Source organism: Kaistia defluvii (assembly GCF_026343955.1).
GTDB classification, from domain to species: domain Bacteria; phylum Pseudomonadota; class Alphaproteobacteria; order Rhizobiales; family Kaistiaceae; genus Kaistia; species Kaistia defluvii.
Map to the genome: position 1 here is coordinate 69,019 of NZ_JAPKNI010000008.1, position 20,174 is coordinate 89,192.

The following is a 20,174-nucleotide window of genomic DNA, read 5'->3' on the forward strand; positions in this document are numbered from 1 at the left end:
GACAGGGCCTTCGGAACTATCGGTCGTGGACGTCGCAGTCATGGGAGTCGCGGTCATGGGCGTAGCGCGGGGTGGGGGAGGAGAGCCGCGCCGCCGACAGGGCGAGCGGTTCCGCCTGCTGCCGGAATAGCCCGAGCATAAAAGTGGTGCAACAACAATGATTTAGAGGCTTTCTAAGCCTCGCCTTCGTCGTCGCTAAACTTGGGGATCGGCGTGTCGGCGGGATTGGCGCCGGATCGTGGCGGGAGGGCGCGCCCCTCATCCCCGGCGGGATCGCGTGCGGGCTGATGGAAATCCAGCCGGTCAGACCTCTGGCCGCGCCGGCTCTGGCGACGCTGCCGGGCGGTGCTCTTCTCTGCCCGGAATTGCCGGAAGCCTGTCGGGCAGGCTGTTGCCGGCGGCCTGGGAGCAGGGACGTCCAGGCGCGGCTGCTGGCAAAACCGCGGGTTCAGCATGCTGGAGATAGCGTCCGACCGAAACCGGTCAGACCAAATTCCAGGCAGTGGGGATTGGCTGGGGTCGCGGCGTTCGGGCCGGCCGGTGCCAAGTGTAATGCGTATCCTGGAAGTCTTTCCTTTATAATTAGGTATATAGTTCAATCGTATTCGCCTGAAAATCAATCAAAGGGTAGTCAGAACTCCAGTCAATAGCCCAGAACGGACGGCAAATGTGATTGCATGGAATGTGGGTCGGTCAAATATAGGAAGATAGATTTGGATGGTGACATTATAGACAAATGTAATCATTGCATGCGGCCGCAATTTTCGCGGTTCTTCTTGCGAATTTTTGCCGAATTATCGATAAATTGCCCTGTTTTTAAGCCTGATCGAGTCTTGTGCATACTGCGCCGAAAATTTGTCGTTGTCGGCGCGGGCCTGCATCGCGACGATGCTTCTACACCTGCATTGGTCAGACCAGTCGTGCGGTGCCCCTCCCATCTCAAGGAGATAGACGTGCAGACATTCCCTCATACCTCCAGCGGCATGACGAGACGTCTGCCGGACGGCATTGGCGCCGCGCGGTCCCTGTGGCTGCGCAAGGCGCCGCTCAAGGGCATCTTCGCCGGCCTCGTCGGCGCCTTCATGGCGACGACCGTGCTGGGCACCGTCGGCGCCTTCGCGCAGGACGCCAAGACCACGCTCGTCGTGGCCGCGCCGCGCACGCCGGAATCGCTGGACCAGGAATATCCGCCGACCGAAGCCGGCCATGAAGTGCGCCGCAACGTGTTCGAGCGCCTGCTGACCTACAAGCAGAAGAAGGGCGACGACGGCATCTTCTATGAAGACTTCGATACCATCGACGGCGCGCTGGCCGAGACGTGGGAAGTCTCGGACGACCGCAAGTCGATCACCTTCCACCTGCGCAAGGGCGTCAAGTCGGCGCTCGGCAACGAACTCAACGCCGACACGGTGATGTGGTCGTTCCTGCGCGGCTGGAACATGAAGTCCAATTTCCACTGGTACATGACGCAGATCTTCAAGATCGAGGACTTCGACACCGCGTTCCAGAAGGTCGATGACTACACCGTCAAGGTCACGCTGCCCAATGCCTCGCCGCTGATCGAGCGGATCTGGATCAACAGCGATCTCGGCATTCTCGACTCGGTCGAGGTCAAGAAGCACCTGACCGATGCCGATCCGTGGGCCGCCTCCTGGCTCGCCACCAACACCGCCGCTTTCGGCCCGTATTTCATCAGCAAGTACAAGCCCGGCCAGGAAGTCGTCTACGACGCCAACCCGAACTATTTCCGCGGCGAACCGAAGCTGAAGCGCGTCATCCTGCGCGAGATGCCGACCTCGGCCAACCGCGTCGCCGCCATTCAGGCCGGCTCCGTCGACGTCGCCGAATATCTGCTGCCGCGCGAACTGGCGCTGCTCGAAAAGGCGCCCGGCGTCGAAGTGCACAAGGTGTTCGGCAACTTCATCCACCGCGTCGAGATGAACAACGCGATGCCGCCCTTCGACAACGTCAAGGTCCGGCAGGCCCTGAACTATCTGGTTCCGCGCGACGAGATCCTGAAGAGCGTCTATTTCAATACCGCGCGCTTCACCAAGAGCCCGATCTCGGAAATCTACCCGGGCTTCACGGACGAGTTCTTCGCCTATTCGAACGATCCGGCCAAGGCCAAGGCGCTGCTCGCCGAAGCCGGCTTCCCGGAAGGCTTCAAGACCCAGCTCGCCTACCGCACCGGCGACCAGCTTGAAGAAGAAATGGCCGTCATCCTGAAGTCGGCCTTCGCCAAGGCCGGTGTCGACGTCGAACTGCTGAAGCTGCCGGCCTCGACCCTGGTCGAGCGCTACACCAAGGGCGAAGTGCCGATGTACTTCTTCCGCGACATGGCGATCGTTCCCGATGCCGCCTATGTCGCCAATCTCTGGCTGAACAGCGCCTCGGCGATCAACTACTCCAAGTTCAAGAGCGACGAGGTCGACCAGCTGATCGACAGCGGCCTCAAGAGCACGGATGAGCCGAAGCGCCTCGTCGACATGAAGCGCGTGCAGCAGATCACCATGGAGCAGGCCCCTTGGGTCTTCCTGATGAACCCCGGCTACCAGCTCGCCACGCGGGCCAACGTCAAGGGCTACTCCTGGTACACGCCGAACGGCAACGCCTTCTTCGACCTCTCGAAGGAATAGCGAACAGCGCGGCCTCGCCTCCGGGCGGGGCCGCATCTCCTTCTCCGGTTGCGAAGACAGGAAAGATCCGATGACCGTGGCTGTTGCCAATCTTGGCGTCTACTGGCGGGCGATACCCCGGCCGTTGCGCATCATCACCAGCCGGCTCCTGATGCTGGTGCCGCAGATGTTCGGCGTCATGATGGTGACGTTCCTGCTGGTGCGCATGCTGCCCGGCGATCCGGCGCTGCTGCTCCTCGGCAACATGGCGACGCCCGACACGATCGCGGCCTTCCGCGAGAAGCTGGGCCTCAATCTCAGCCTGTGGGAACAGTTCGTCCATTATGTCGGCAATGCGCTGCATGGCGATCTCGGCGTTTCCATCTTCACCTCGAACCCGGTCGTGACCGATCTGCTGGAGCGCGCCCCCGCGACGCTGGAACTGATCACCTACGCGATGCTGCTGACGATCCTGATCGGCGTGACGCTGGCGATCATCTCCGTCGTCAGGGCCGGCGGCGTCGTCGACATCGGCAGCCGCGTCTACGGCCTCGCCGCCGGCGCCATTCCCGATTTCTGGGTCGGGCTGCTGCTGATCTATTTCTTCTTCTACATTCTCGGCTGGGCGCCGGCCCCCTTCGGCCGGATCGATACCTTCGTGTCGCCGCCGGATACGGTGACGGGCTTCTACACCATCGACAGCCTGATCGCCGGCGATCTCAACGCCTTCGTCTCGTCGCTCGGACGGCTGACGCTCCCGGTCCTCACGCTCGCCATCGTCAATGCCGGCGCGCTGATGAAGATGACCAAGACGACCTTCGCCGACATCTATCGCAGCGACTTCATCCGCCACGCACGCGCCTCGGGCCTTTCCGAAGGCACGATCCGCCGCATCGCGCTGCGCAACAGCCTGCCGCCGATCATCACCCTGGTCGGTTTCATGTTCGGCTTCCTGCTGGGCGCCGCCGTGCTGGTCGAGACGATCTTCGCCTGGGGCGGGCTCGGCCAGTATGCCGTGCAGTCGGTCGTCAACAGCGACTACCCGGCGCTGCAGGGCTTCGTCCTCGTCGCCGCGGCCTTTATCCTGATCGTCTACACGGTGGTGGACATCCTCTACGAACTCGCAGATCCGAGGATTCGCGTCTGATGACCCGCTTCATCCGCTACGTCTCCAGGCATCCGGGCGCGATGGTCGGGCTCACGCTCCTGGCCCTCCAGATCGCCTCGATCCTGTTCGCCCCCTGGCTCACCTTCTACTCGCCGGAGGAGGCCGATCCGCTGATGTCGCTGCAGCCCCCTTCGGCCGCGCACTGGTTCGGCACCGACGTCTCGGGCATGGATATCTATACCCGCATCGTCTACGCGACCCGCATCAACCTGCTGATCAGCATCGTCGCCGTCGCCTTCGCCTTCGTCGTCGGCGTGCCGATCGGCCTGCTGATCGGCTTCTATCGCAACTGGATGAGCGCGCTGGTCATGCGCGTGTTCGATTTCATCCAGTCCTTCCCGGTCTTCGTGCTCGGCATGGCGCTGGTGTCGGTGATGGGGCAGGAGATCTGGAACGTTGCCATCGTGCTGGCGGTGCTGTTCATCCCGATGTTCGCCCGCCTGATCCGCGCCGAGGTGCTGTCGCTGCGCGAGCGGCCCTATGTCAGCGCGGCGCGCTGCAGCGGGGCGACGGACGGCTCGATCATGTTCCGCCACATCCTGCCCAACGCCTTGACGCCGGCCATCGTCCAGGTCTCGATCAGCATCGGCCTCGCCATCCTGCTCACCGCCGGCCTCTCCTTCGTCGGCGCCGGCGTGCGCATGCCGACGCCGGAATGGGGCCTGATGGTCTCGACCGGCGCGCAGCAGATGATCCTCGGCGTCTGGTGGGTGGCGCTGTTCCCCGGCCTTGCCATCGTCATCTCCGTGCTCAGCTTCGCGCTGCTCGGCGACATGGTGAAGGACCTTTCAGACCCGACGACGAGGGAACGCCTATGAGCGATCGCAACTCCACCGCTCTGCTCAAGGTCGACAATCTCTCGGTCGATTTCGGCGAGGGTACGCCCCAGGCGCTTTCGAACATTTCGTTCAGCCTTGGCCGCGACGAGATCCTCGGCATTGTCGGCGAGACCGGCGCCGGCAAGTCGCTGCTCGCCCGCAGCCTGCTGAACCTGCTGCCCGAGGGCGGCCGCTTCACCAGCGGCGACATCCGCCTCGAGGGTGAGACGGTGCTTGGCATCAGCGAGGCCGAACAGCGCAAGATCCGCGGCGGCCGCATCGCGCTGATCGGCACCAATGCCAAGGCCCTGCTGTCGCCGGTCGAGACGGTCGGCGCGCAGATCGCCCGCGTGCTCCGCGCTCACCGCGACTGCAGCCAGAAGGAAGCCTGGAAGGCGGCCGTCGACCTGATGGTGCAGGTCGGCATCGTCAATCCGGAACGCCGAGCCAAGGCCTATCCGCACGAGCTTTCCGGCGGCATGGCGCAGCGTATCGTCATCGCCATGGCGATGGTGGCCGGCCCCGACGTGGTGCTCGCCGATGACGCGACGCTCGGCCTCGACGCCACGATCCAGGTCCAGGTGCTCGACCTCCTGGTCAAGCGCTGCCGCGAACTCGGAGCCGGCGCGGTGCTGATCACCCACGATCTCGGCATCGTCGCCCATTATTGCGACCGCGTCGCGATCATGAAGGAGGGGCGGATCGTCGAACTGGAAGAGGTCGGCAAGTTCCTGGCCGCGCCGAAGGAACAATACGGCCGGGCGCTGCTCGATGCCGCGCGGGTCCGCCCGACGCCGATGGTCGCCAAGGTCGAGGATCCCGTGCTCGAGAAGCAGCCCGAGACGCCGCTGCTCGACGTGCGCCGCCTGCTCAAGCTGTTCCCGATCGCCGGCACGCCGGACGTGGTGCGCGCGATTGACGACGTGTCCTTCTCGGTCAAGCGCGGCGAGACGCTGGCGCTGGTCGGCGAGAGCGGCTCCGGCAAGACGACGGTCGGGCAGTGCCTCGTGCGGCTGCTCGACAGCGATGGCGGCGGCATCACCTTCGACGGCGCCGACATCACGACCATGCCGGCGGCCGAATTCCGCGCCATGCGCCGGCGCATCCAGATGGTCTTCCAGGAGCCCTATGTCGCGCTCAACCCGCGCTGGCCGGTCAAGGCGCTGATCGCCGAACCGCTGCGCCTCGATCCGACGCTCGACCGCGCCGCGACCGACAAGCGGGTTCGCCAGCTGATCGACCTGGTGCAGCTTCCTGCCGGTATCGCCGAGGTCTATCCGCATCAGCTGACGGCCGGCGAGCAGAAGCGCGTCGGCATCGCCCGGGCGCTGGCGACGCGGCCGGATTTCGTCGTCTTCGACGAGCCGACCACGGCGCTCGATATCCGCGTCCGCGCCCAGATCATCGACCTGGTGCGCGACCTGCAGGCGGAGATGGGCATGTCGGCGCTGTTCATCACGCATGATCTCAATTCGGTGCGTTCGCTGGCGCATCGCGTCGCTGTCATGCGTTATGGCAAGATCGTCGAGGAGGGCGATACCGAGATGATCTTCTCCGCTGCGAAGGAAGACTACACCAAGGCGTTGCTGGCGGCCGAACTGCCGGTGGAACAGGGCACGGCCCAGCGCGACCGGGCCGAGACCCGACGTCTGGCGGGAGCCGCGGTATGAGCGACAAGGCAGTTCTCGTCACCGGCGCTGCCGGCCTGGTCGGCAATGTCGTGCGCCGGAAGCTGGAGACGCAGGGGCGCGCCGTCGTCGCGATCGACCGGGTCGACCGCAGCGCGGACGGCCAGCCGATCATCCCCTGCGACGTCAACGACATCCACCGCCTGCATGCCGTCGTCACCGATCACGACGTCGACGCGATCATCCATTGCGGCGCCTATTCCGGCCCGATGGTGGCGCGCGACAATCCCTATTCCATGGTGCAGGTCAACATCGTCGGCACCGCCAACATGCTGGAACTGGCCCGCGTGCATAAGATGCGGCGCCTGGTGTTCTGTTCCTCGACCAGCGCCTATGGCAATACGCCGGAGGGGCCGGTTCCCGAGGATGTCCCGCTCTATCCGACCACGGTCTATGGCGCGAGCAAGGCGGCGAGCGAGCAGCTGGTCTGGACCTATTTCCGCCAGTTCGGTGTCGATGCGGTGGCGCTGCGGCTCTCCTGGGTCTACGGCCCCGGCCGCACGACGGACTGCATGATCCGCACCCTGATCGAGGATGCGCTCGCCCGGCGGCCGACGCGGGTGCCGTTCGGCGCCGATTTCCATCGCCAGTACATCCATGTCGACGATGCCGCGGGGGCGCTTTTGCTGGCGCTCGACGCCGCCGACCTGCCGCGTCGCATCTATACGGTGACGGGCGGCACCTATCATACGCTGCAGGAGATCGGCGACATCGTGAAGACGGTTCTTCCCGAGGCCGACATCGAGATGCAGCCCGGCGCCGATCCGGTCGACGAGGTGCATCGGCGCTTCGATATCTCGGCCGCCCAGCGCGATCTCGGCTATGCGCCGAGCTTCGACCTCGAGGCCGGAATAAGGTCCTATGCCGACTGGATCGCCAGCCGGAAGCCGAATGCGGGAGCCCATTGATGAACGAATTTTCGCTTGCAGGCCGCAAGGCCCTCGTCACCGGCGGCAGCCGCGGCATTGGTGGCGAGACGGTCGAGCTCTTCGCCCGCTACGGCGCCGAAGTCGCCTTCTGCCACTATGGCGACGCGACGAATGCCGAGGCGCTGGTCGCCCGGCTGGCCGGCGAGGGCTACACGGTCCATGCGACCGAGTGCAACGTCGCCGAGGAAGCCTCCGTCGACGCGATGGCCGCCTGGGCCAAGGAAAAGCTCGGCCAGGTCGACATCCTCGTCAACCTCGCCGGCATTGGCGGCGACAAGGCCTTTGTCGATATCTCGGTCGCCGATTGGGACCAGATGCTGGGCGTGCATCTGCGCGGCACCTTCCTGGTCACGCGCCATTTCTTCGGCGACATGCTGGCGCGCGGCTATGGGCGGGTGATCAACTGCGCCTCGCAGCTCGCCTATAAGGGCGCACCGGGGCTGGCGCATTATTGCGCCGCCAAGGCCGGCCTCGTCGGCTTCACCCGCGCGCTTTCCTATGAGGGCGCGCCGCATGGCGTCACCGTCAACGCGATCGCGCCGGGCGCCACTGAAACCGCGCTTCTGAACGGCCTCAGCCAGGAATGGCGCGACATGAAGAAGGCCCAGCTGCCGATCGGCCGTTTCGGCAAGGTGTCGGAAATCGCCCCGACCATCCTGATGCTCGCCTCGGACGCCGGTGCCTACTATGTCGGCCAGACGCTGTCGCCGAATGGCGGCGACGTGATGGTCTGACGGCCGCCTGCAAGAAAACGTCCGATCCGGAGAGGGCTCCATGAGCGACTATGATCTCGTCATCCGCGGCGGCACCGTCGTCACCGCGTCCGATACGCTGCGCGCCGATGTCGGCATCCGCGACGGCCGCATCATCGCCGTCGCCGAAAAGCTCGACGATGCCGAGCGCATCATCGACGCCACCGGCCTGCTGGTCATGCCGGGCGGCATCGACAGCCATGTGCACCTGGCACAGCCGGCCTTTGGCGGCCCGGCCATGGCCGACGGCTTCGAGAGCGGCACGCGCTCGGCGATCGCCGGCGGCAATACGACGGTGATCCCGTTCGCGCTGCAGCCGCGCGGCGCATCGTTGCGCTCCAGCGTCGTCGACTACCACAAGGAAGCCGACGGCAATTCCTATTGCGATTATGGCTTCCACCTGATCATTTCCGACCCGAGCCCGAGCGTGCTCGGCCAGGAGCTGCCTTCGCTGGTCGATGACGGCTACTCGTCGTTCAAGGTCTTCATGACCTATGACGACCTCGTGCTGAACGACCGGCAACTGCTCGAGGTGTTCGACTGCGCGCGCGGTTGCGGCGCGCTCGTCATGGTCCATTGCGAGGGCTATGACGCGATCCGCTTCATGACCGAGAAGCTCGAGGCGGCCGGCAAGAAGGCGCCCTATTATCACGGCGTGTCGCGGCCGCAATCGGTCGAGCGCGAGGCGACGCACCGCGCCATCAGCCATGCGGAGCTTACCGACGTGCCGATCATGGTCGTGCATGTCTCCGGGCGCGAGCCGATGGAGCAGATCCGCTGGGCCCAGCAGAAGGGCCTCAAGGTCTATGCCGAGACCTGCCCGCAATATGTCGCGCTCACCGCCGACGACATGAAGGGCCTCAACATGGACGAGAGCGGCGGCAAATATGTCTGCTCGCCGCCGCCGCGCGACCATGCCAGCTGGGACGCGATCTGGGAGGGCATCCGCACCGGCGTGTTCCAGACCTTCTCGTCCGACCATTGCCCGTTCTTCTACGAAGGCGAGATGGGCAAGCTCAATCCCAAGGCGCGCACCTCCTTCCGCTGGGTGCCGAACGGCATTCCCGGCGTCGAGACGCGGCTGCAGATCCTCTACCAGAAGGGGGTCGTCGAGGGCCGCATCACGGTCAACGAGTTCGTCGCGCTGACCTCGACCAACCACGCCAAGATCTATGGCCTCTATCCGAAGAAGGGCTCGATCGCGCCCGGCTTCGACGCCGACATCGTGCTGTGGGACCCCAACCGCAAGGAGACCATCCGGCAGGAGCTGATGCATCACGGCGCCGACTACACGCCCTATGAAGGGCTGGAGGTTACCGGCTGGCCGGTCATGACCGTGCTGCGCGGCAAGGTCGTGATGCAGGATGGCGAGATCGTCGGCGAGCCCGGCGATGGCGGCTTCCTGAAGCGCTCGCTTTCGCCCTACGCTGTGCCGAACGGCGCCGCTCCCCTGTAACGAACGGATATTCCATGACGCAGCCCATCGCCATCATCACCGGCGCCGGCATCGGCATCGGCCGGGCCACCGCCTTCACCTTCGCCCGCGCCGGCTATCATGTCGTGGTGACCGACGTCCTCGAGGCGGAAGGCAACGCCGTCGCCGAGGGCATCCGCGCGGAGGGCGGCAGCGCCGAGTTCCAGTTTCTCGACGTCACCTCGACCGAGCGCACCGATGCGCTGGTCGCCGATGTCGAGGCGCGCTTCGGCCAGATCGACGCGATCATCGCCAATGCCGGCATCGCCAAGAAGGTGCCGCTCGCCGACCTCACAGACGACCAGTGGGACCGCACGCTCGACGTCGACCTGAAGGGCGTGCTGCGCATCATCCGCGCCGCGGCCCCCGGGATGCGCCGCCGCAAGTCCGGCGCCATCGTCGCGCTGTCCTCGATCATGGGCGTCGCCTATGGCTGGGACGAGCATGTCCACTATTCCGCCGCCAAGTCCGGCGTCGTCGGCCTGGTGCGCGGGCTTGGCGTCGAGCTCGCCCCGGACGGCGTCCGCGTCAACGGCATCGCGCCCGGCTATATCCGCACGGCGCAGGCGCTGTCGAAGGAGCACTCGCTCGGCCCCGAGGGGTTGGAGCAGGCGGCGTCCTTCATCCCGATGGGCCGCGTGGGCGAGCCGGAAGACATTGCCGACGTCATCCTCTTCCTCGCCTCGCCCGGCTCGCGCTATATCACCGGCCAGGTCATCGTCGTCGACGGCGGCCTGCTCGTCGGCCGCTACTGAAAATCCGGTCGCCGGTCGCCTTGGCGGCGGTCGGCGTCTTTCCTCATTCCCTGCAGGATCCGTCCGGAATGCCCCCGTTCCGCGATCCTTTTCGCGTCTCGCGCGAATGGAGTTGGTTTCCATGTCCCAGATCACCCTGATCACGACCGGCGGCACCATCGCCTCCCGGCTCGCCGCCGACGGCCGCGATGTCGTCGCCAGTATTTCCGGCGCCGACCTGCGCGAAACGCTGCAGGATCCGCTGGAGGGCATCGGGATCACGATCGACGAATTCTGCAATGTCGGCAGCTACGCGATCGACCTGCCGCTGGCTTTTGGTTTGGCGAAGCGGATCGCCGAGCATCTCGCTGATCCCGCCTGCGACGGCGTCGTCGTCACCCATGGCACCGACACGATGGAGGAGAGCGCCTGGATGGCCGATCTCCTCGTCGCCAGCGAAAAGCCCATCGTCTTCACCGGCGCGCAGCGGAGCGCCGATGAGCCCGATACGGACGGCCCGCGCAACATCGCCGCGGCGATCCGCATCGCCGCGAGCCCTGCCGCGCGCGGGCTCGGCGTCATGATCGCCTTCGAGCAGGATTTCCACGCCGCGCGCGACGTCACCAAGACCCACACCTCGCGCGTCGACACCTTCCGCTCCGGTGAACATGGCAAGCTGGGGGAGATCGATGGCGAGCGCGTCCTCGTCCAGCGCAAGCCCTTGGTGCGCAAGACCTATTCGGCCGAGCGGGTCGAGACGGATGTCGAGCTGATCAAGATGGTGATGGGCGCCTCCGACCGCGCCATCCGCTTCGCGGCATCGAGCGGCGCCAAGGCGATCGTGCTGGAAGGATTTGGCCGCGGCAACGCCACGCCGGATGTCACGCGGGCGGTCGAGGAACTGGCCGAAACCGGCATCCCCGTCATCGTCACGTCGCGCTGCCCGGAAGGCCGCGTCAAGCCGATCTACGGCAATGGCGGCGGCAAGGATCTGGAGCGCGCCGGGGTGATCTTCGCCGGCGACCTGACCGGCATCAAGGCGCGCATCCTCGCCTCGGTGCTGCTGGGCCTGGGGCTGGACCGGGAAGAGATCCGGGCGGAGTTTGAACTGCTGGGCGGGTAGGGGGCTTTCTTAGCCTCTGCCATGGGGAGAGGTCGACGGCGAAGCCGGCGGTGAGGGGTTGCGATCCCACCGGACAGGCCCCTGGGTTTCTGCCGTCATCCTCGCTTTCGCGAGGATGACGGCGAGCTTGACGATGCGCCCTGCGGAAATCCGCTCCAGGAGCGCCAGTCCGTCCTCACGCGCTCTTCGCCAGCCCGGCCGCCAGCGGCGCCAAGCCGTTGAAGGCGCGGAAGGAGCGCTCGACCAGGGCCGGGTCGAGCCCCCTGGCGATCACCACGAGATGCGTGCCGGTGACGCCGTCCGGCCAGCGCTCGAGATGCATCGGCTTGTGGATCAGGTGCTGCACGCCCTGGATCACGACCGGGCTGGCATTGCCATCGATGTCGAGTAGACCCTTCAGCCGCAAGATCTCGCCGCCATGCCGGTTGAGCAGCATCGACAGCCAGAGCCCGAAGCGCGCCCAGTTGAGCGGCGCATCGCCCGTCAGCACGAAGGCGCGGATGTCGCCGTGCCGGTTGATGTCGTGCTCATGCGCGTGGTGCGCATGGTCATGATGAGGGTGGCCGTGATGGTCGTGCGTGTGCGTCTCGGCCTTGAGCCAGCGGCTCACCTCCGCTCCACGCGCGGAAATGTCGTGGATGTCGCGCACGAACAGTGCCTCGTCGGGCTGCATGGTTTCGCAGAGTTCGAGGATTTCGGCCGCCGGGTTGAGCGCTTCGAGCCGGGCGCGCAGGCGGGCGGTGTCCTCGGCCGGGGCGATGTCGCTCTTCGAGACGATGATCCGGTCGGCGACGGCGACCTGCCGCTGCGATTCCGCGAAAGCGTCGAGGTTGCTCCAGCCGTTCGGCACGTCGACCACCGTGACGATGTTGCCGACGCGAAAATGATGCCGCAGCATCGGGTCGGCGGAGAGCGTGGCGACGATGGGCGCGGGGTCGGCGATGCCCGTCGTCTCGATCGCGATGCGGGAAAAGCGGGGGATCTCGCCGCTGCGGCTGCGCTCGAACAGCGACAGCAGGGCGGTCTTCAGATCGGTGCGGATGTTGCAGCAGATGCAGCCGCTTTTCAGAAGCACGATGTCGTCGTCGATCGCCTCGACGAGCAGGTGATCGAGCCCGACTTCGCCGAACTCGTTGATGATGACCGCCGTGCCGGAAAGCGAGGGCAGGGCGAGCAGTCGCTTCAGGAGTGACGTCTTGCCGGCGCCGAGAAAGCCGGTCAGCACATTGGCGGTGATCCGGTCGTCGATTTCGTCCGGGGCGGTCATCAGGAAATTCCCTCCATCCGGTCGAGGGTGGCCGGGTCGAGCGGGTCGAAGGTTCGGCCGGTGAGCCTTTCCGCTTCCGGCCAGATGGCGCCGAAATGGTCGAGGATGGCGGTCTTGCCGTTGCGGGCGCGTAGCGTGAAGCGGCCGGCCCATTCGTCCAGCGTCAGGCCATAGGGCTTCAGGATCTGGTTGGCGATGCGGGCGCGCGCCTGCCGCTCGGCCGCGGGCGTCAGCCCGGTCGCCGTAGCGGCGCTGCCGCCGGTCCAGTGGTCGCTGCCGCCAAAGGCGCCGCACAATCCGCACATCGTCTCGTCCTTCCGGCCCGGGCCTCGGGGGCACGGCGGCGATCCGAAAACCGCCGCCGCGCAGTTTAGTACCGCTCGATCAGGACTGCGGCCGCGCCGTGCCACTCTTCGGGAAGCGCTTGGCGAAGTCTTCGGCAATGGTTTCCATCGTCACGAACTTCACGCCCTCGAAGCCCTTCATGTATTCGAACAGCCGCTCATGCATCTTCAACACATGCGGCTTGCCCGAGACGTCGGGATGGATGGTCAGCGGGAAGACGGCGTAATCGTAATTCTCGTAGACCCAGTCGAACTGGTCCTTCCACATCTGCTCGATATCGCGCGGATTGACGAAGCCGTGGCTGTTCGGCGAGGCCTTGATGAACATCATCGGCGGCAGGTCGTCGAGATACCAGGAGGCGGGGATCTCGATCAGGTCGGTCTCTTCGCCCTGCACATAGGGCTTCATCCAGGTCGAGGGATGCTTCGAATAGTCGATCTTGGTCCATTCGTCGCCGACCGTCACGTAATAGGGGTGATGGTCGTTGTGCATCAGCGAGTGGTCGTACTTGATGCCCTTCTGCTTCAGGAGCTCGTTGGTCTTGGAACCGAACTCCCACCACGGCGCAACGTAGCCGCGCGGCGGCTTGCCGGAGAGCTTGGTGATCAGCTCGACGCATTTGTCGAAGATCGCCTCTTCCTGCTCGGGCGTCATGGCGATCGGATTTTCATGGCTGTAGCCATGCATGCCGATCTCGTGGCCGGCATCCGCCACGGCCTTCATCTCGGTCCAGAAGCTCTCGATCGAGTGGCCGGGGATGAACCAGGTGGTCTGGATGCCCCACTTCTCGAACATCCGCAGCAGGCGGGCACTGCCGACATGGCCGGCGAAGGCGCCGCGCGAGATGTCGCAAGGGCTATCCTCGCCGCCATAGGAGCCAAGCCAGCCGGCTACGGCGTCGACGTCGATCCCGTAGGATACGAAGATCTCTTTCGGCATGTCGTTCCTTTCCGCTTAACATCGGGGCGGCGGGCCGCCCGCTTTCAGACCAGTTCAACGATGGAGATGCCGACGCGATGAGCCGTGCGGCTCAGATGGCGTCGCATGTAGTAACCCGCGCCCTCGGGATCGTTCATCACCAGCGCTTCGACCACGCGCTCATGCTCGGCGACGGGATCCCAGAGCTTTTCCCGGGTGATCGGCAGCCGCGTGCTCTCGATCAGCACGCTGGCATAGCTGTGATGAATGTCCGAGAGCAGCCGGTTGCGCGAGAAGCGCATGATCATGGCGTGAAACTCGAAATCGACCTGCGCGAAGGCATCGACGTCGAACAGCCGCGCCGCCGTGCGGAAGGCCTGCAGATTGTCCTTGAGCAGGCCGATCTCCGGCGCGGTCAGCGCCATCGCCGCGAGCTGTGCCGCCTGGCTCTCGGCGATATAGCGCACCTGGTAGACTTCGGCCGGGCTGTAGCGGGCCGAGAAGCGCCACGACATGGCCGCGCCGGATTCCGCCACCGCATTGGGGTCGCGCACGAAAGTGCCGCGCCCGGGTTCGATCGACACCAGCCCGACGGTGGCCAGGATGGAGAGGGCCTCGCGCAGCGTGGCGCGGCTCACATTGAGTTCGCGCGCTAGCTGGCGCTGCGCCACGAGCGCCTCGCCGGCGACCAGTTCGCCATCCTCGATCATCCTGCGCAGCTTGACGACCGCAAGTTGCGCCAGGCTGGCATTCGGGGTGGATGGGTCGCTGGAACCGCCTCCGGTCAGACCGGTTTCGATATCCTGGGTGCTGGTGTCTGCCGTCATGCTTCCATTCGATTTTTTGGAGCGCGATGGCGCTCGCTCGCGATCATGGCAGCTTGGAATTGGTCCGACCAGACTTTGATTTGTGCAATCGCACGGTGCATCCGCCAGTCAAAAAGGCAGGTGCGGCCGAAGACAGTCTCGATACGGTCGAGATAGTTCGCGATATATCTTGATTTACGATATATCGAGATCTATATCGGCTTCATGAAACACAGACACACCCATGACGGCCGTGGCCGTCCCTTCGCCGCCCATGAGGATTTCTCGGGGCATCACGGCTTTCACCCACACTCCCATCCGCATGCGCTGCATGACCGGCCCGGCCGACATGGCCGTGGCGGCGGGCGCCATGGCGGTGGCCGCCTGTTCGATTATGGCGAGCTGCGCCTGCTGCTGCTGGCGATGATCGCCGAGCGGCCGTGGCATGGCTACGAGCTGATCAAGGCGATCGAGGAACGCTTCGGCGGCAGCTATTCGCCCAGCCCCGGCGTGATCTATCCGACGCTCGCCTGGCTCGACGACATGGGCTATGCCGCGATTGAACCGGTTGAGGCCGGCCGCAAGCGCTATCGTATCACCGCCGAGGGCGAGGCCTTCCTCGCCGCCAATCGCGCCGCGGCGGACGAGCTGCTGGCCCGCGTCGGCCCGGTGGGTCGGGAAGGGAGCGAGGCGGTTCCCGCGCCGATGATCCGCGCCATGGAGAACCTCAAGCTCGCCCTGCGGCTTCGCATCCAGCGCGGCTCGATCGACGCCGCCACCGCGGAGGCCATCGCCGCCGCCCTCGACGCCGCAGCCCAGACCGTGGAGCGCAGCTGATGACCGATACCAGCCCGAACCTGCAGACCGCCGTCGCCACCGTGGCAACGGAGCATGCGAGCCGCTACCTGCAGCAGCTCTGCAAGCATTTCGCGCACAAGCTTCCCGTGACCTTCGACGAGACGGCGGGACAGATCGATTTTTCGATCGGCACCTGCCGGCTGGCTGCGGCGGACGGCGTGCTGACCCTGACGCTGACCGCGCCGGATGGCGCCGAGATGCCGCAATTGCAGGATGTCGTGGTGCGCCACCTCGTGCGCTTCGCATTCCGCGAGGAACTCGCCATCGACTGGCGTCCCGCCTGAAACGGCGCTACGCCGCCTCGAATTCGCGGCGGGCGGCGCGGACACTGGCGACGATGTGGCGTTGCACCTCGGCGACCCGCCGCAGCCGGTGTGTGTCGGGGTGCGAGATCAGCCAGTAATTGCGGGTGAAGCGGATCTCCGGCAGCAGGCGCTTCAGCTCCGGAAAGCGCTGCGCGGCATAATCGTGCAGGATGCCGATGCCATGGCCGGCGCGCACCGCCTCCATCTGGCCCATCACGCTGCCGCATTCGAACCGGCGATGCATCAGCTGGCCGAGCCTGTCGGCATAGTCGAGCGCGCGGCTATAGACGAAATCCTCGACATGCGTGACGAACAGCCGGCCGGCGAGATCGGCCTCCTGTTCGATCGGCCCCGTCTCGGCCAGGTAGCGCTCCGAGGCGTAGACGCTGAGCGTGTAGTCGGTCAGCTTCTGTACCAGCATGCGGCCCTGCTTGGGCCGGTCGAGCGTGATGACGATGTCGGCCTCGCGGCGGGACAGCGAGAAGGTCCGGGGCAGCGGCACCAGCTGGATCACGAGGTCGGGATAGCGCGCCGCCATGCCGCCCAGCGCCTCGGCGAGGAAATAATTGCCGAGCCCGTCCGGCGCGCCGACGCGGACCGCGCCGCTGATCGCCTCCGCCGTGCCGGAGAGCTCGGCCTCGAGCTGCAGGAATTCGGATTCGACCCGTTCCGCCGTCGCGAGCAGCGCCTCGCCGGCCGGCGTCAGGACGCAGCCATTGGTCTGCCTCTCGACCAGCTTGGTCGAAAGCTCTTCCTCCAGCGCCGTCAGCTGGCGGCCGACGGTCGCGTGGTTGAGGCCAAGCCGTCTGGCGGCGCCGGCCAGCTGGCCGGTACGCGCGACGGCGAGGAAGATGCGAGTTCGATCCCAATCCATGTCAGGACTATAATTTCCGCACATCGGAACTGCAATTGTCGCGATTGCTGTGCAATTCTGAGAGGTCCATAAGCCCGGCATCGTAACCGGCTCGTGGAGGGCGACATGCCGAACCCGATTTCCCATTTCATCGGCGGCGGCCTCGTCGCCGGGCGCAGCGGCCGAACGGCCCCCGTCTATAATCCGGCGACCGGCGAGCAGACCGGCCTTGTGCCGCTCGCCTCGGCCGACGAGGTGCGCGAGGCGGTGGCCGCGGCGCGCAAGGCGCTGCCCGGCTGGGTCGCCACCACGCCGCTTCGCCGCGCGCGCATCCTCAACAAGTTCCTGCGCATCCTAGAAGACCGCACCGACGAACTCGCGGCGGTCATCACCGCCGAGCATGGCAAGGTGCTGTCCGACGCCAAGGGCGAGATCCAGCGCGGCATGGAGGTGGTCGAGTTCGCGACCTCGGCGCCGCAGCTGCTGAAGGGCGAGGTCACCGAGAATGTCGGTACCCGCGTCGACAGCCATTCTCTGCGCCAGCCCCTCGGCATCGTTGCCGGCATCACGCCGTTCAATTTCCCGGCCATGGTGCCGATGTGGATGTTCCCGGTCGCGCTCGCCTGCGGCAACTGCTTCATCCTGAAGCCGTCGGAGCGCGACCCCTCCGCCTCGCTTCTGGTCGCCGAATGGCTGAAGGAAGCGGGCCTGCCGGACGGCGTGTTCAGCGTCGTGCACGGCGACAAGGAGGCGGTCGACGCTCTCCTGTTCGACCCGGACATCGCCGCCATCAGCTTCGTCGGCTCGACCCCCATCGCGCGCTACATCTATGAGACGGCGGCGCGGACCGGCAAGCGCTGCCAGGCGCTGGGCGGCGCCAAGAACCACATGATCATCATGCCGGACGCCGATCTCGACCAGGCGGTCGATGCGCTGATGGGCGCCGCCTATGGCTCGGCCGGCGAGCGCTGCATGGCGATCTCGGTAGCGGTGCCGATCGGCGAGAAGACGGCCGACGCGCTGATGGCCAAGCTGGAGCCGAAGGTGCGCGCGCTCAACATCGGCCCGGGCACCGATCCCGAGGCCGAGATGGGGCCGCTGGTCACCGCCCAGCACCTCGCCAAGGTGCGCGGCTATGTCGATGCCGGCGTCGCCGAAGGCGCCACGCTCGTCGTCGATGGCCGCGATTTCAGGCGCCAGGGCTATGAGGACGGCTATTTCATCGGCGGGACGCTGTTCGACAACGTCACCACCGACATGAAGATCTACAGGGAAGAGATTTTTGGGCCGGTGCTGGCCGTGGCCCGCGCGCCCGATTATGCGACGGCCGCCCAGTGGATCAACGAGCACGAGTTCGGCAACGGCACCGCGATCTTCACCCGCGACGGTGACGCCGCGCGCGAGTTCGCGCACCAGATCCAGGTCGGCATGATCGGCATCAATGTGCCGATCCCCGTGCCGATGGCGTTCCATTCCTTCGGCGGCTGGAAGGCGTCACTGTTCGGCGATCATCACATGCACGGGCCGGAGGGCGTGCGCTTCTATACGAAGCTCAAGACCATCACCAGCCGCTGGCCGACCGGCATCCGCGCCGGGGCCGACTTCGTGATGCCGACGATGCGCTAGGAAAGAAGGCGCGCCCTGGCGAGGATGCCGGGCGCGCTTTCGGCCATCTCGAGCCGGCGGATCAGGCCTTGCGGCCGATCTCGAACAGGAACCAGCTGCGCCGCTCGGTTTCGTCGATCCAGACTTCGATCAGGCTTGTGGTGGCGACGTCGTTATGCTCTTCGGCCGTTGCGTGGGTCGAGCGCAGGAAGCCGACCAGTTCGCGGTTGTCGCTCGCCAGTTCCGCGATCATGTCCTCGGGCGTGACGAACTCGGCGTCATTGTCGGGAATGCGCTGCAGGCGGGCGATATGCCCGATCGAGCGGATCGTCGTTCCGCCCAGCTTGCGGGCGCGCTCGGCGATCGCATCGGTCATCGCGAAGATCTGGTCGCCCTGGTCGTCGAGCATCAGGTGATAGTCGCGGAAATGCGGCGCTGATCGATTGCATCGAGATGGCGCAGGTCGCCTGACACCGCGCCGGCACGAAAAAGGCCCGCATGTCGCGGGCCTTCTTCTTTTGCGGGATCGTCAGGACTGGCGCGCGCCGGGCGGCCCGCAGCCGATCACCAGCGCGGGGGGCAACGGGAAGGGCGAGGCAACCGCTCGGGAGCGGCGCGGCCCCAGGCATCAGTCATAGCGCGGGATCGGCCCGACCTGCGGGGTCTGGTTGGGCAGAGTCACCGTGACCTCGTCGACATAACACCAGCCCCAGCCTTCCGGCGGGTCGTAGCCTTCGATGATCGGATGTCGGGTGGCGTGGAAATGCGCCGTCGCGTGGCGGCCGGGCGAGTCGTCGCAGCATCCGACATGGCCGCATTGCCGGCAAAGCCGCAGATGCACCCATTCCTGGCCGATCTTCAGGCACGCCTCGCAGCCCTTGCTGCCGGGGGTGACGGTCCGGATAGTGTCAACGTGATGGCACTGCATCGACATGTCTCATCTCCAGGTGGGCGGATGGCGGAGCGGGAAGAGACGAGGGCGTCGCGCGGGGGGACGCGGCGCCCTCGCAGCCTGACCTAGGCGCGGATGAAGGCCAGGACGTCGGCGTTGAACTTGTCGGCCTCGGTTTCGGCGAGGCCATGCGGTGCGCCCGGATAGACCTTGAGCTCGGCGCCCTTGACGATCTTGGCGGTCTTCAGGCCGGCGGCCGCGATCGGCACGATCTGGTCGGCGTCGCCATGGATGACCAGCGTCGGCTTGTCGATCTTCTTCAGGTCCTCGGTGTAGTCGACCTCGGAGAACTCGTGGATGCAGTCATATTCGCCCTTGATGCCGCCCATCATGCCGAGCCGCCAGAAGTTCTCGCGCAGGCCCTCATTGACCTTGGCGCCCTCCTTGTTGAAGCCGTAGAACGGCATCGACAGGTCCTTGAAGAACTGCGAGCGGTCGCCGGCGGTGCCCTTGCGGATGCCGTCGAACGCTTCGAGCGGCGTGCCTTCCGGATTGGTCTCGGTCTTCAGCATCAGCGGCGGGACGGCGCCGACGAGGACCATCTTGGCGACCCGGCTGGTGCCATGGCGGCCGACATAGTGGGCGATCTCGCCGCCGCCGGTCGAATGGCCGACCAGCACGACGTCGCGCAGGTCGAGCGCCTCGATCAGTTCCGCCAGGTCGTCGGCATACTGATCCATGTTGTTGCCGTCCCAGGGCTGGTCGGAGAGGCCATGGCCGCGGCGGTCATGGGCAATGACGCGAAAGCCCTGCGAGCCGAAGAACAGCATCTGCGGCGCCCAGGCGTCGCCGGCCAGCGGCCAGCCATGCGAGAACAGGATGGGCTGGCCGGTGCCCCAGTCCTTGTAGGAGATGGTGGTGCCGTCTTTGACCTGGAACGTGCTCATGGGTCTCTCTCCGCTGGGATCTCTGGGAACCGGCTCGCTGCCGGCTGGGTGATGATGACAGGGACAGCATGGGACAC

General features: G+C 65.9%; 19 protein-coding genes and 1 pseudogene. 12 read left to right on the forward strand and 8 right to left on the reverse strand.

The window, feature by feature from the left end; all coding sequences use genetic code 11:
• Nucleotides 1-953: 953 nt before the first annotated feature.
• From OSH10_RS18495 to OSH10_RS18535, 9 genes are all read left to right on the forward strand, one after another.
• The gene (locus OSH10_RS18495) at nucleotides 954-2,636 is read left to right on the forward strand and encodes an ABC transporter substrate-binding protein (protein WP_266333453.1); all 1,683 of its coding nucleotides are present in this window, start codon (nucleotides 954-956) and stop codon (nucleotides 2,634-2,636) included.
• A gap of 70 nt (nucleotides 2,637-2,706) precedes the next feature.
• Complete coding sequence (locus OSH10_RS18500; protein ID WP_266333454.1) at nucleotides 2,707-3,762, forward strand: ABC transporter permease; 1,056 nt, start codon at nucleotides 2,707-2,709, stop codon at nucleotides 3,760-3,762.
• A complete protein-coding gene (locus OSH10_RS18505) occupies nucleotides 3,762-4,601 on the forward strand; it encodes an ABC transporter permease (protein ID WP_266333455.1) in 840 nt (279 codons plus the stop codon). Before OSH10_RS18500 ends, OSH10_RS18505 begins: the two co-directional genes overlap by 1 nt.
• Nucleotides 4,598-6,271: an ATP-binding cassette domain-containing protein gene (locus tag OSH10_RS18510; protein WP_266333456.1), complete on the forward strand. Its 1,674-nt coding sequence runs from the start codon at nucleotides 4,598-4,600 to the stop codon at nucleotides 6,269-6,271. Before OSH10_RS18505 ends, OSH10_RS18510 begins: the two co-directional genes overlap by 4 nt.
• Complete coding sequence (locus OSH10_RS18515) at nucleotides 6,268-7,197, forward strand: NAD-dependent epimerase/dehydratase family protein (protein ID WP_266333457.1); 930 nt, start codon at nucleotides 6,268-6,270, stop codon at nucleotides 7,195-7,197. The genes OSH10_RS18510 and OSH10_RS18515 overlap by 4 nt, the downstream gene beginning before the upstream one ends.
• Nucleotides 7,197-7,952 carry an SDR family NAD(P)-dependent oxidoreductase gene (locus tag OSH10_RS18520; protein WP_266333458.1) on the forward strand — a complete coding sequence of 252 codons (756 nt, stop codon included), beginning with the start codon at nucleotides 7,197-7,199 and terminating at the stop codon, nucleotides 7,950-7,952. The genes OSH10_RS18515 and OSH10_RS18520 overlap by 1 nt, the downstream gene beginning before the upstream one ends.
• 40 nt (nucleotides 7,953-7,992) lie before the next feature.
• Nucleotides 7,993-9,426: a dihydropyrimidinase gene (gene hydA, locus OSH10_RS18525; protein ID WP_266333459.1), complete on the forward strand. Its 1,434-nt coding sequence runs from the start codon at nucleotides 7,993-7,995 to the stop codon at nucleotides 9,424-9,426.
• Nucleotides 9,427-9,440: 14 nt separating this feature from the next.
• Nucleotides 9,441-10,199, forward strand: a complete 759-nt coding sequence (locus OSH10_RS18530) for an SDR family NAD(P)-dependent oxidoreductase (RefSeq protein ID WP_266333460.1) — start codon at nucleotides 9,441-9,443, stop codon at nucleotides 10,197-10,199.
• A 121-nt stretch (nucleotides 10,200-10,320) separates the two neighbouring features.
• Nucleotides 10,321-11,301: an asparaginase gene (locus OSH10_RS18535; protein ID WP_266333461.1), complete on the forward strand. Its 981-nt coding sequence runs from the start codon at nucleotides 10,321-10,323 to the stop codon at nucleotides 11,299-11,301.
• A gap of 175 nt (nucleotides 11,302-11,476) precedes the next feature.
• On the opposite strand, the gene OSH10_RS18540 is transcribed toward OSH10_RS18535, so the two are convergent.
• The 4 genes from OSH10_RS18540 to OSH10_RS18555 all read right to left on the reverse strand — a co-directional run bounded on the left by OSH10_RS18540 (nucleotide 11,477) and on the right by OSH10_RS18555 (nucleotide 14,658).
• Nucleotides 11,477-12,568 carry a CobW family GTP-binding protein gene (locus OSH10_RS18540; protein WP_266333462.1) on the reverse strand — a complete coding sequence of 364 codons (1,092 nt, stop codon included), beginning with the start codon at nucleotides 12,566-12,568 and terminating at the stop codon, nucleotides 11,477-11,479.
• Nucleotides 12,568-12,873, reverse strand: coding sequence for a hypothetical protein (locus OSH10_RS18545; protein ID WP_266333463.1), 306 nt, complete (start codon nucleotides 12,871-12,873; stop codon nucleotides 12,568-12,570). Before OSH10_RS18545 ends, OSH10_RS18540 begins: the two co-directional genes overlap by 1 nt.
• 79 nt (nucleotides 12,874-12,952) lie before the next feature.
• Nucleotides 12,953-13,852: a polysaccharide deacetylase family protein gene (locus OSH10_RS18550; protein ID WP_266333464.1), complete on the reverse strand. Its 900-nt coding sequence runs from the start codon at nucleotides 13,850-13,852 to the stop codon at nucleotides 12,953-12,955.
• A 44-nt stretch (nucleotides 13,853-13,896) separates the two neighbouring features.
• Nucleotides 13,897-14,658, reverse strand: a complete 762-nt coding sequence (locus tag OSH10_RS18555; protein WP_266333465.1) for a FadR/GntR family transcriptional regulator — start codon at nucleotides 14,656-14,658, stop codon at nucleotides 13,897-13,899.
• A 204-nt stretch (nucleotides 14,659-14,862) separates the two neighbouring features.
• On the opposite strand from OSH10_RS18555, the gene OSH10_RS18560 reads away from it, so the two are divergent.
• Nucleotides 14,863-15,474, forward strand: coding sequence for a PadR family transcriptional regulator (locus OSH10_RS18560; protein WP_266333466.1), 612 nt, complete (start codon nucleotides 14,863-14,865; stop codon nucleotides 15,472-15,474).
• A complete protein-coding gene (locus OSH10_RS18565) occupies nucleotides 15,474-15,779 on the forward strand; it encodes a DUF2218 domain-containing protein (protein ID WP_266333467.1) in 306 nt (101 codons plus the stop codon). The genes OSH10_RS18560 and OSH10_RS18565 overlap by 1 nt, the downstream gene beginning before the upstream one ends.
• Before the next feature lie 7 nt (nucleotides 15,780-15,786).
• On the opposite strand, the gene OSH10_RS18570 is transcribed toward OSH10_RS18565, so the two are convergent.
• On the reverse strand, nucleotides 15,787-16,674 hold the full coding sequence (locus tag OSH10_RS18570; protein WP_266333468.1) for a LysR family transcriptional regulator: 888 nt from the start codon (nucleotides 16,672-16,674) through the stop codon (nucleotides 15,787-15,789).
• Nucleotides 16,675-16,779: 105 nt separating this feature from the next.
• Here OSH10_RS18570 and OSH10_RS18575 point away from each other — a divergent pair, with 105 nt between their 5' ends.
• Entirely contained in the window at nucleotides 16,780-18,279 is a 1,500-nt protein-coding gene (locus tag OSH10_RS18575; protein ID WP_266333469.1) for a CoA-acylating methylmalonate-semialdehyde dehydrogenase, read from the forward strand.
• 61 nt (nucleotides 18,280-18,340) lie between these two features.
• Here the strand turns inward: OSH10_RS18575 and OSH10_RS18580 are convergent.
• The 3 genes and pseudogenes from OSH10_RS18580 to OSH10_RS18590 all read right to left on the reverse strand — a co-directional run.
• Nucleotides 18,341-18,697, reverse strand: a pseudogene (locus OSH10_RS18580) (Dps family protein); the annotation flags it as partial.
• A 189-nt stretch (nucleotides 18,698-18,886) separates the two neighbouring features.
• Entirely contained in the window at nucleotides 18,887-19,192 is a 306-nt protein-coding gene (locus tag OSH10_RS18585) for a UBP-type zinc finger domain-containing protein (protein ID WP_266333470.1), read from the reverse strand.
• 83 nt (nucleotides 19,193-19,275) lie between these two features.
• Entirely contained in the window at nucleotides 19,276-20,097 is an 822-nt protein-coding gene (locus OSH10_RS18590) for an alpha/beta fold hydrolase (RefSeq protein WP_266333471.1), read from the reverse strand.
• Nucleotides 20,098-20,174: the final 77 nt, after the last annotated feature.

Coding starts and splice junctions, on each gene's coding strand:
- OSH10_RS18500 (WP_266333454.1), top strand. CDS start 2,707: ATGACCGTGGCTGTTGCCAATCTTGGCGTCTACTGGCGGGCGATACCC.
- OSH10_RS18505 (WP_266333455.1), top strand. CDS start 3,762: ATGACCCGCTTCATCCGCTACGTCTCCAGGCATCCGGGCGCGATGGTC.
- OSH10_RS18510 (WP_266333456.1), top strand. CDS start 4,598: ATGAGCGATCGCAACTCCACCGCTCTGCTCAAGGTCGACAATCTCTCG.
- OSH10_RS18515 (WP_266333457.1), top strand. CDS start 6,268: ATGAGCGACAAGGCAGTTCTCGTCACCGGCGCTGCCGGCCTGGTCGGC.
- OSH10_RS18520 (WP_266333458.1), top strand. CDS start 7,197: ATGAACGAATTTTCGCTTGCAGGCCGCAAGGCCCTCGTCACCGGCGGC.
- hydA (WP_266333459.1), top strand. CDS start 7,993: ATGAGCGACTATGATCTCGTCATCCGCGGCGGCACCGTCGTCACCGCG.
- OSH10_RS18530 (WP_266333460.1), top strand. CDS start 9,441: ATGACGCAGCCCATCGCCATCATCACCGGCGCCGGCATCGGCATCGGC.
- OSH10_RS18535 (WP_266333461.1), top strand. CDS start 10,321: ATGTCCCAGATCACCCTGATCACGACCGGCGGCACCATCGCCTCCCGG.
- OSH10_RS18540 (WP_266333462.1), bottom strand. CDS start 12,568: ATGACCGCCCCGGACGAAATCGACGACCGGATCACCGCCAATGTGCTG.
- OSH10_RS18545 (WP_266333463.1), bottom strand. CDS start 12,873: ATGTGCGGATTGTGCGGCGCCTTTGGCGGCAGCGACCACTGGACCGGC.
- OSH10_RS18550 (WP_266333464.1), bottom strand. CDS start 13,852: ATGCCGAAAGAGATCTTCGTATCCTACGGGATCGACGTCGACGCCGTA.
- OSH10_RS18555 (WP_266333465.1), bottom strand. CDS start 14,658: ATGACGGCAGACACCAGCACCCAGGATATCGAAACCGGTCTGACCGGA.
- OSH10_RS18560 (WP_266333466.1), top strand. CDS start 14,863: ATGAAACACAGACACACCCATGACGGCCGTGGCCGTCCCTTCGCCGCC.
- OSH10_RS18565 (WP_266333467.1), top strand. CDS start 15,474: ATGACCGATACCAGCCCGAACCTGCAGACCGCCGTCGCCACCGTGGCA.
- OSH10_RS18570 (WP_266333468.1), bottom strand. CDS start 16,674: ATGGATTGGGATCGAACTCGCATCTTCCTCGCCGTCGCGCGTACCGGC.
- OSH10_RS18575 (WP_266333469.1), top strand. CDS start 16,780: ATGCCGAACCCGATTTCCCATTTCATCGGCGGCGGCCTCGTCGCCGGG.
- OSH10_RS18585 (WP_266333470.1), bottom strand. CDS start 19,192: ATGTCGATGCAGTGCCATCACGTTGACACTATCCGGACCGTCACCCCC.
- OSH10_RS18590 (WP_266333471.1), bottom strand. CDS start 20,097: ATGAGCACGTTCCAGGTCAAAGACGGCACCACCATCTCCTACAAGGAC.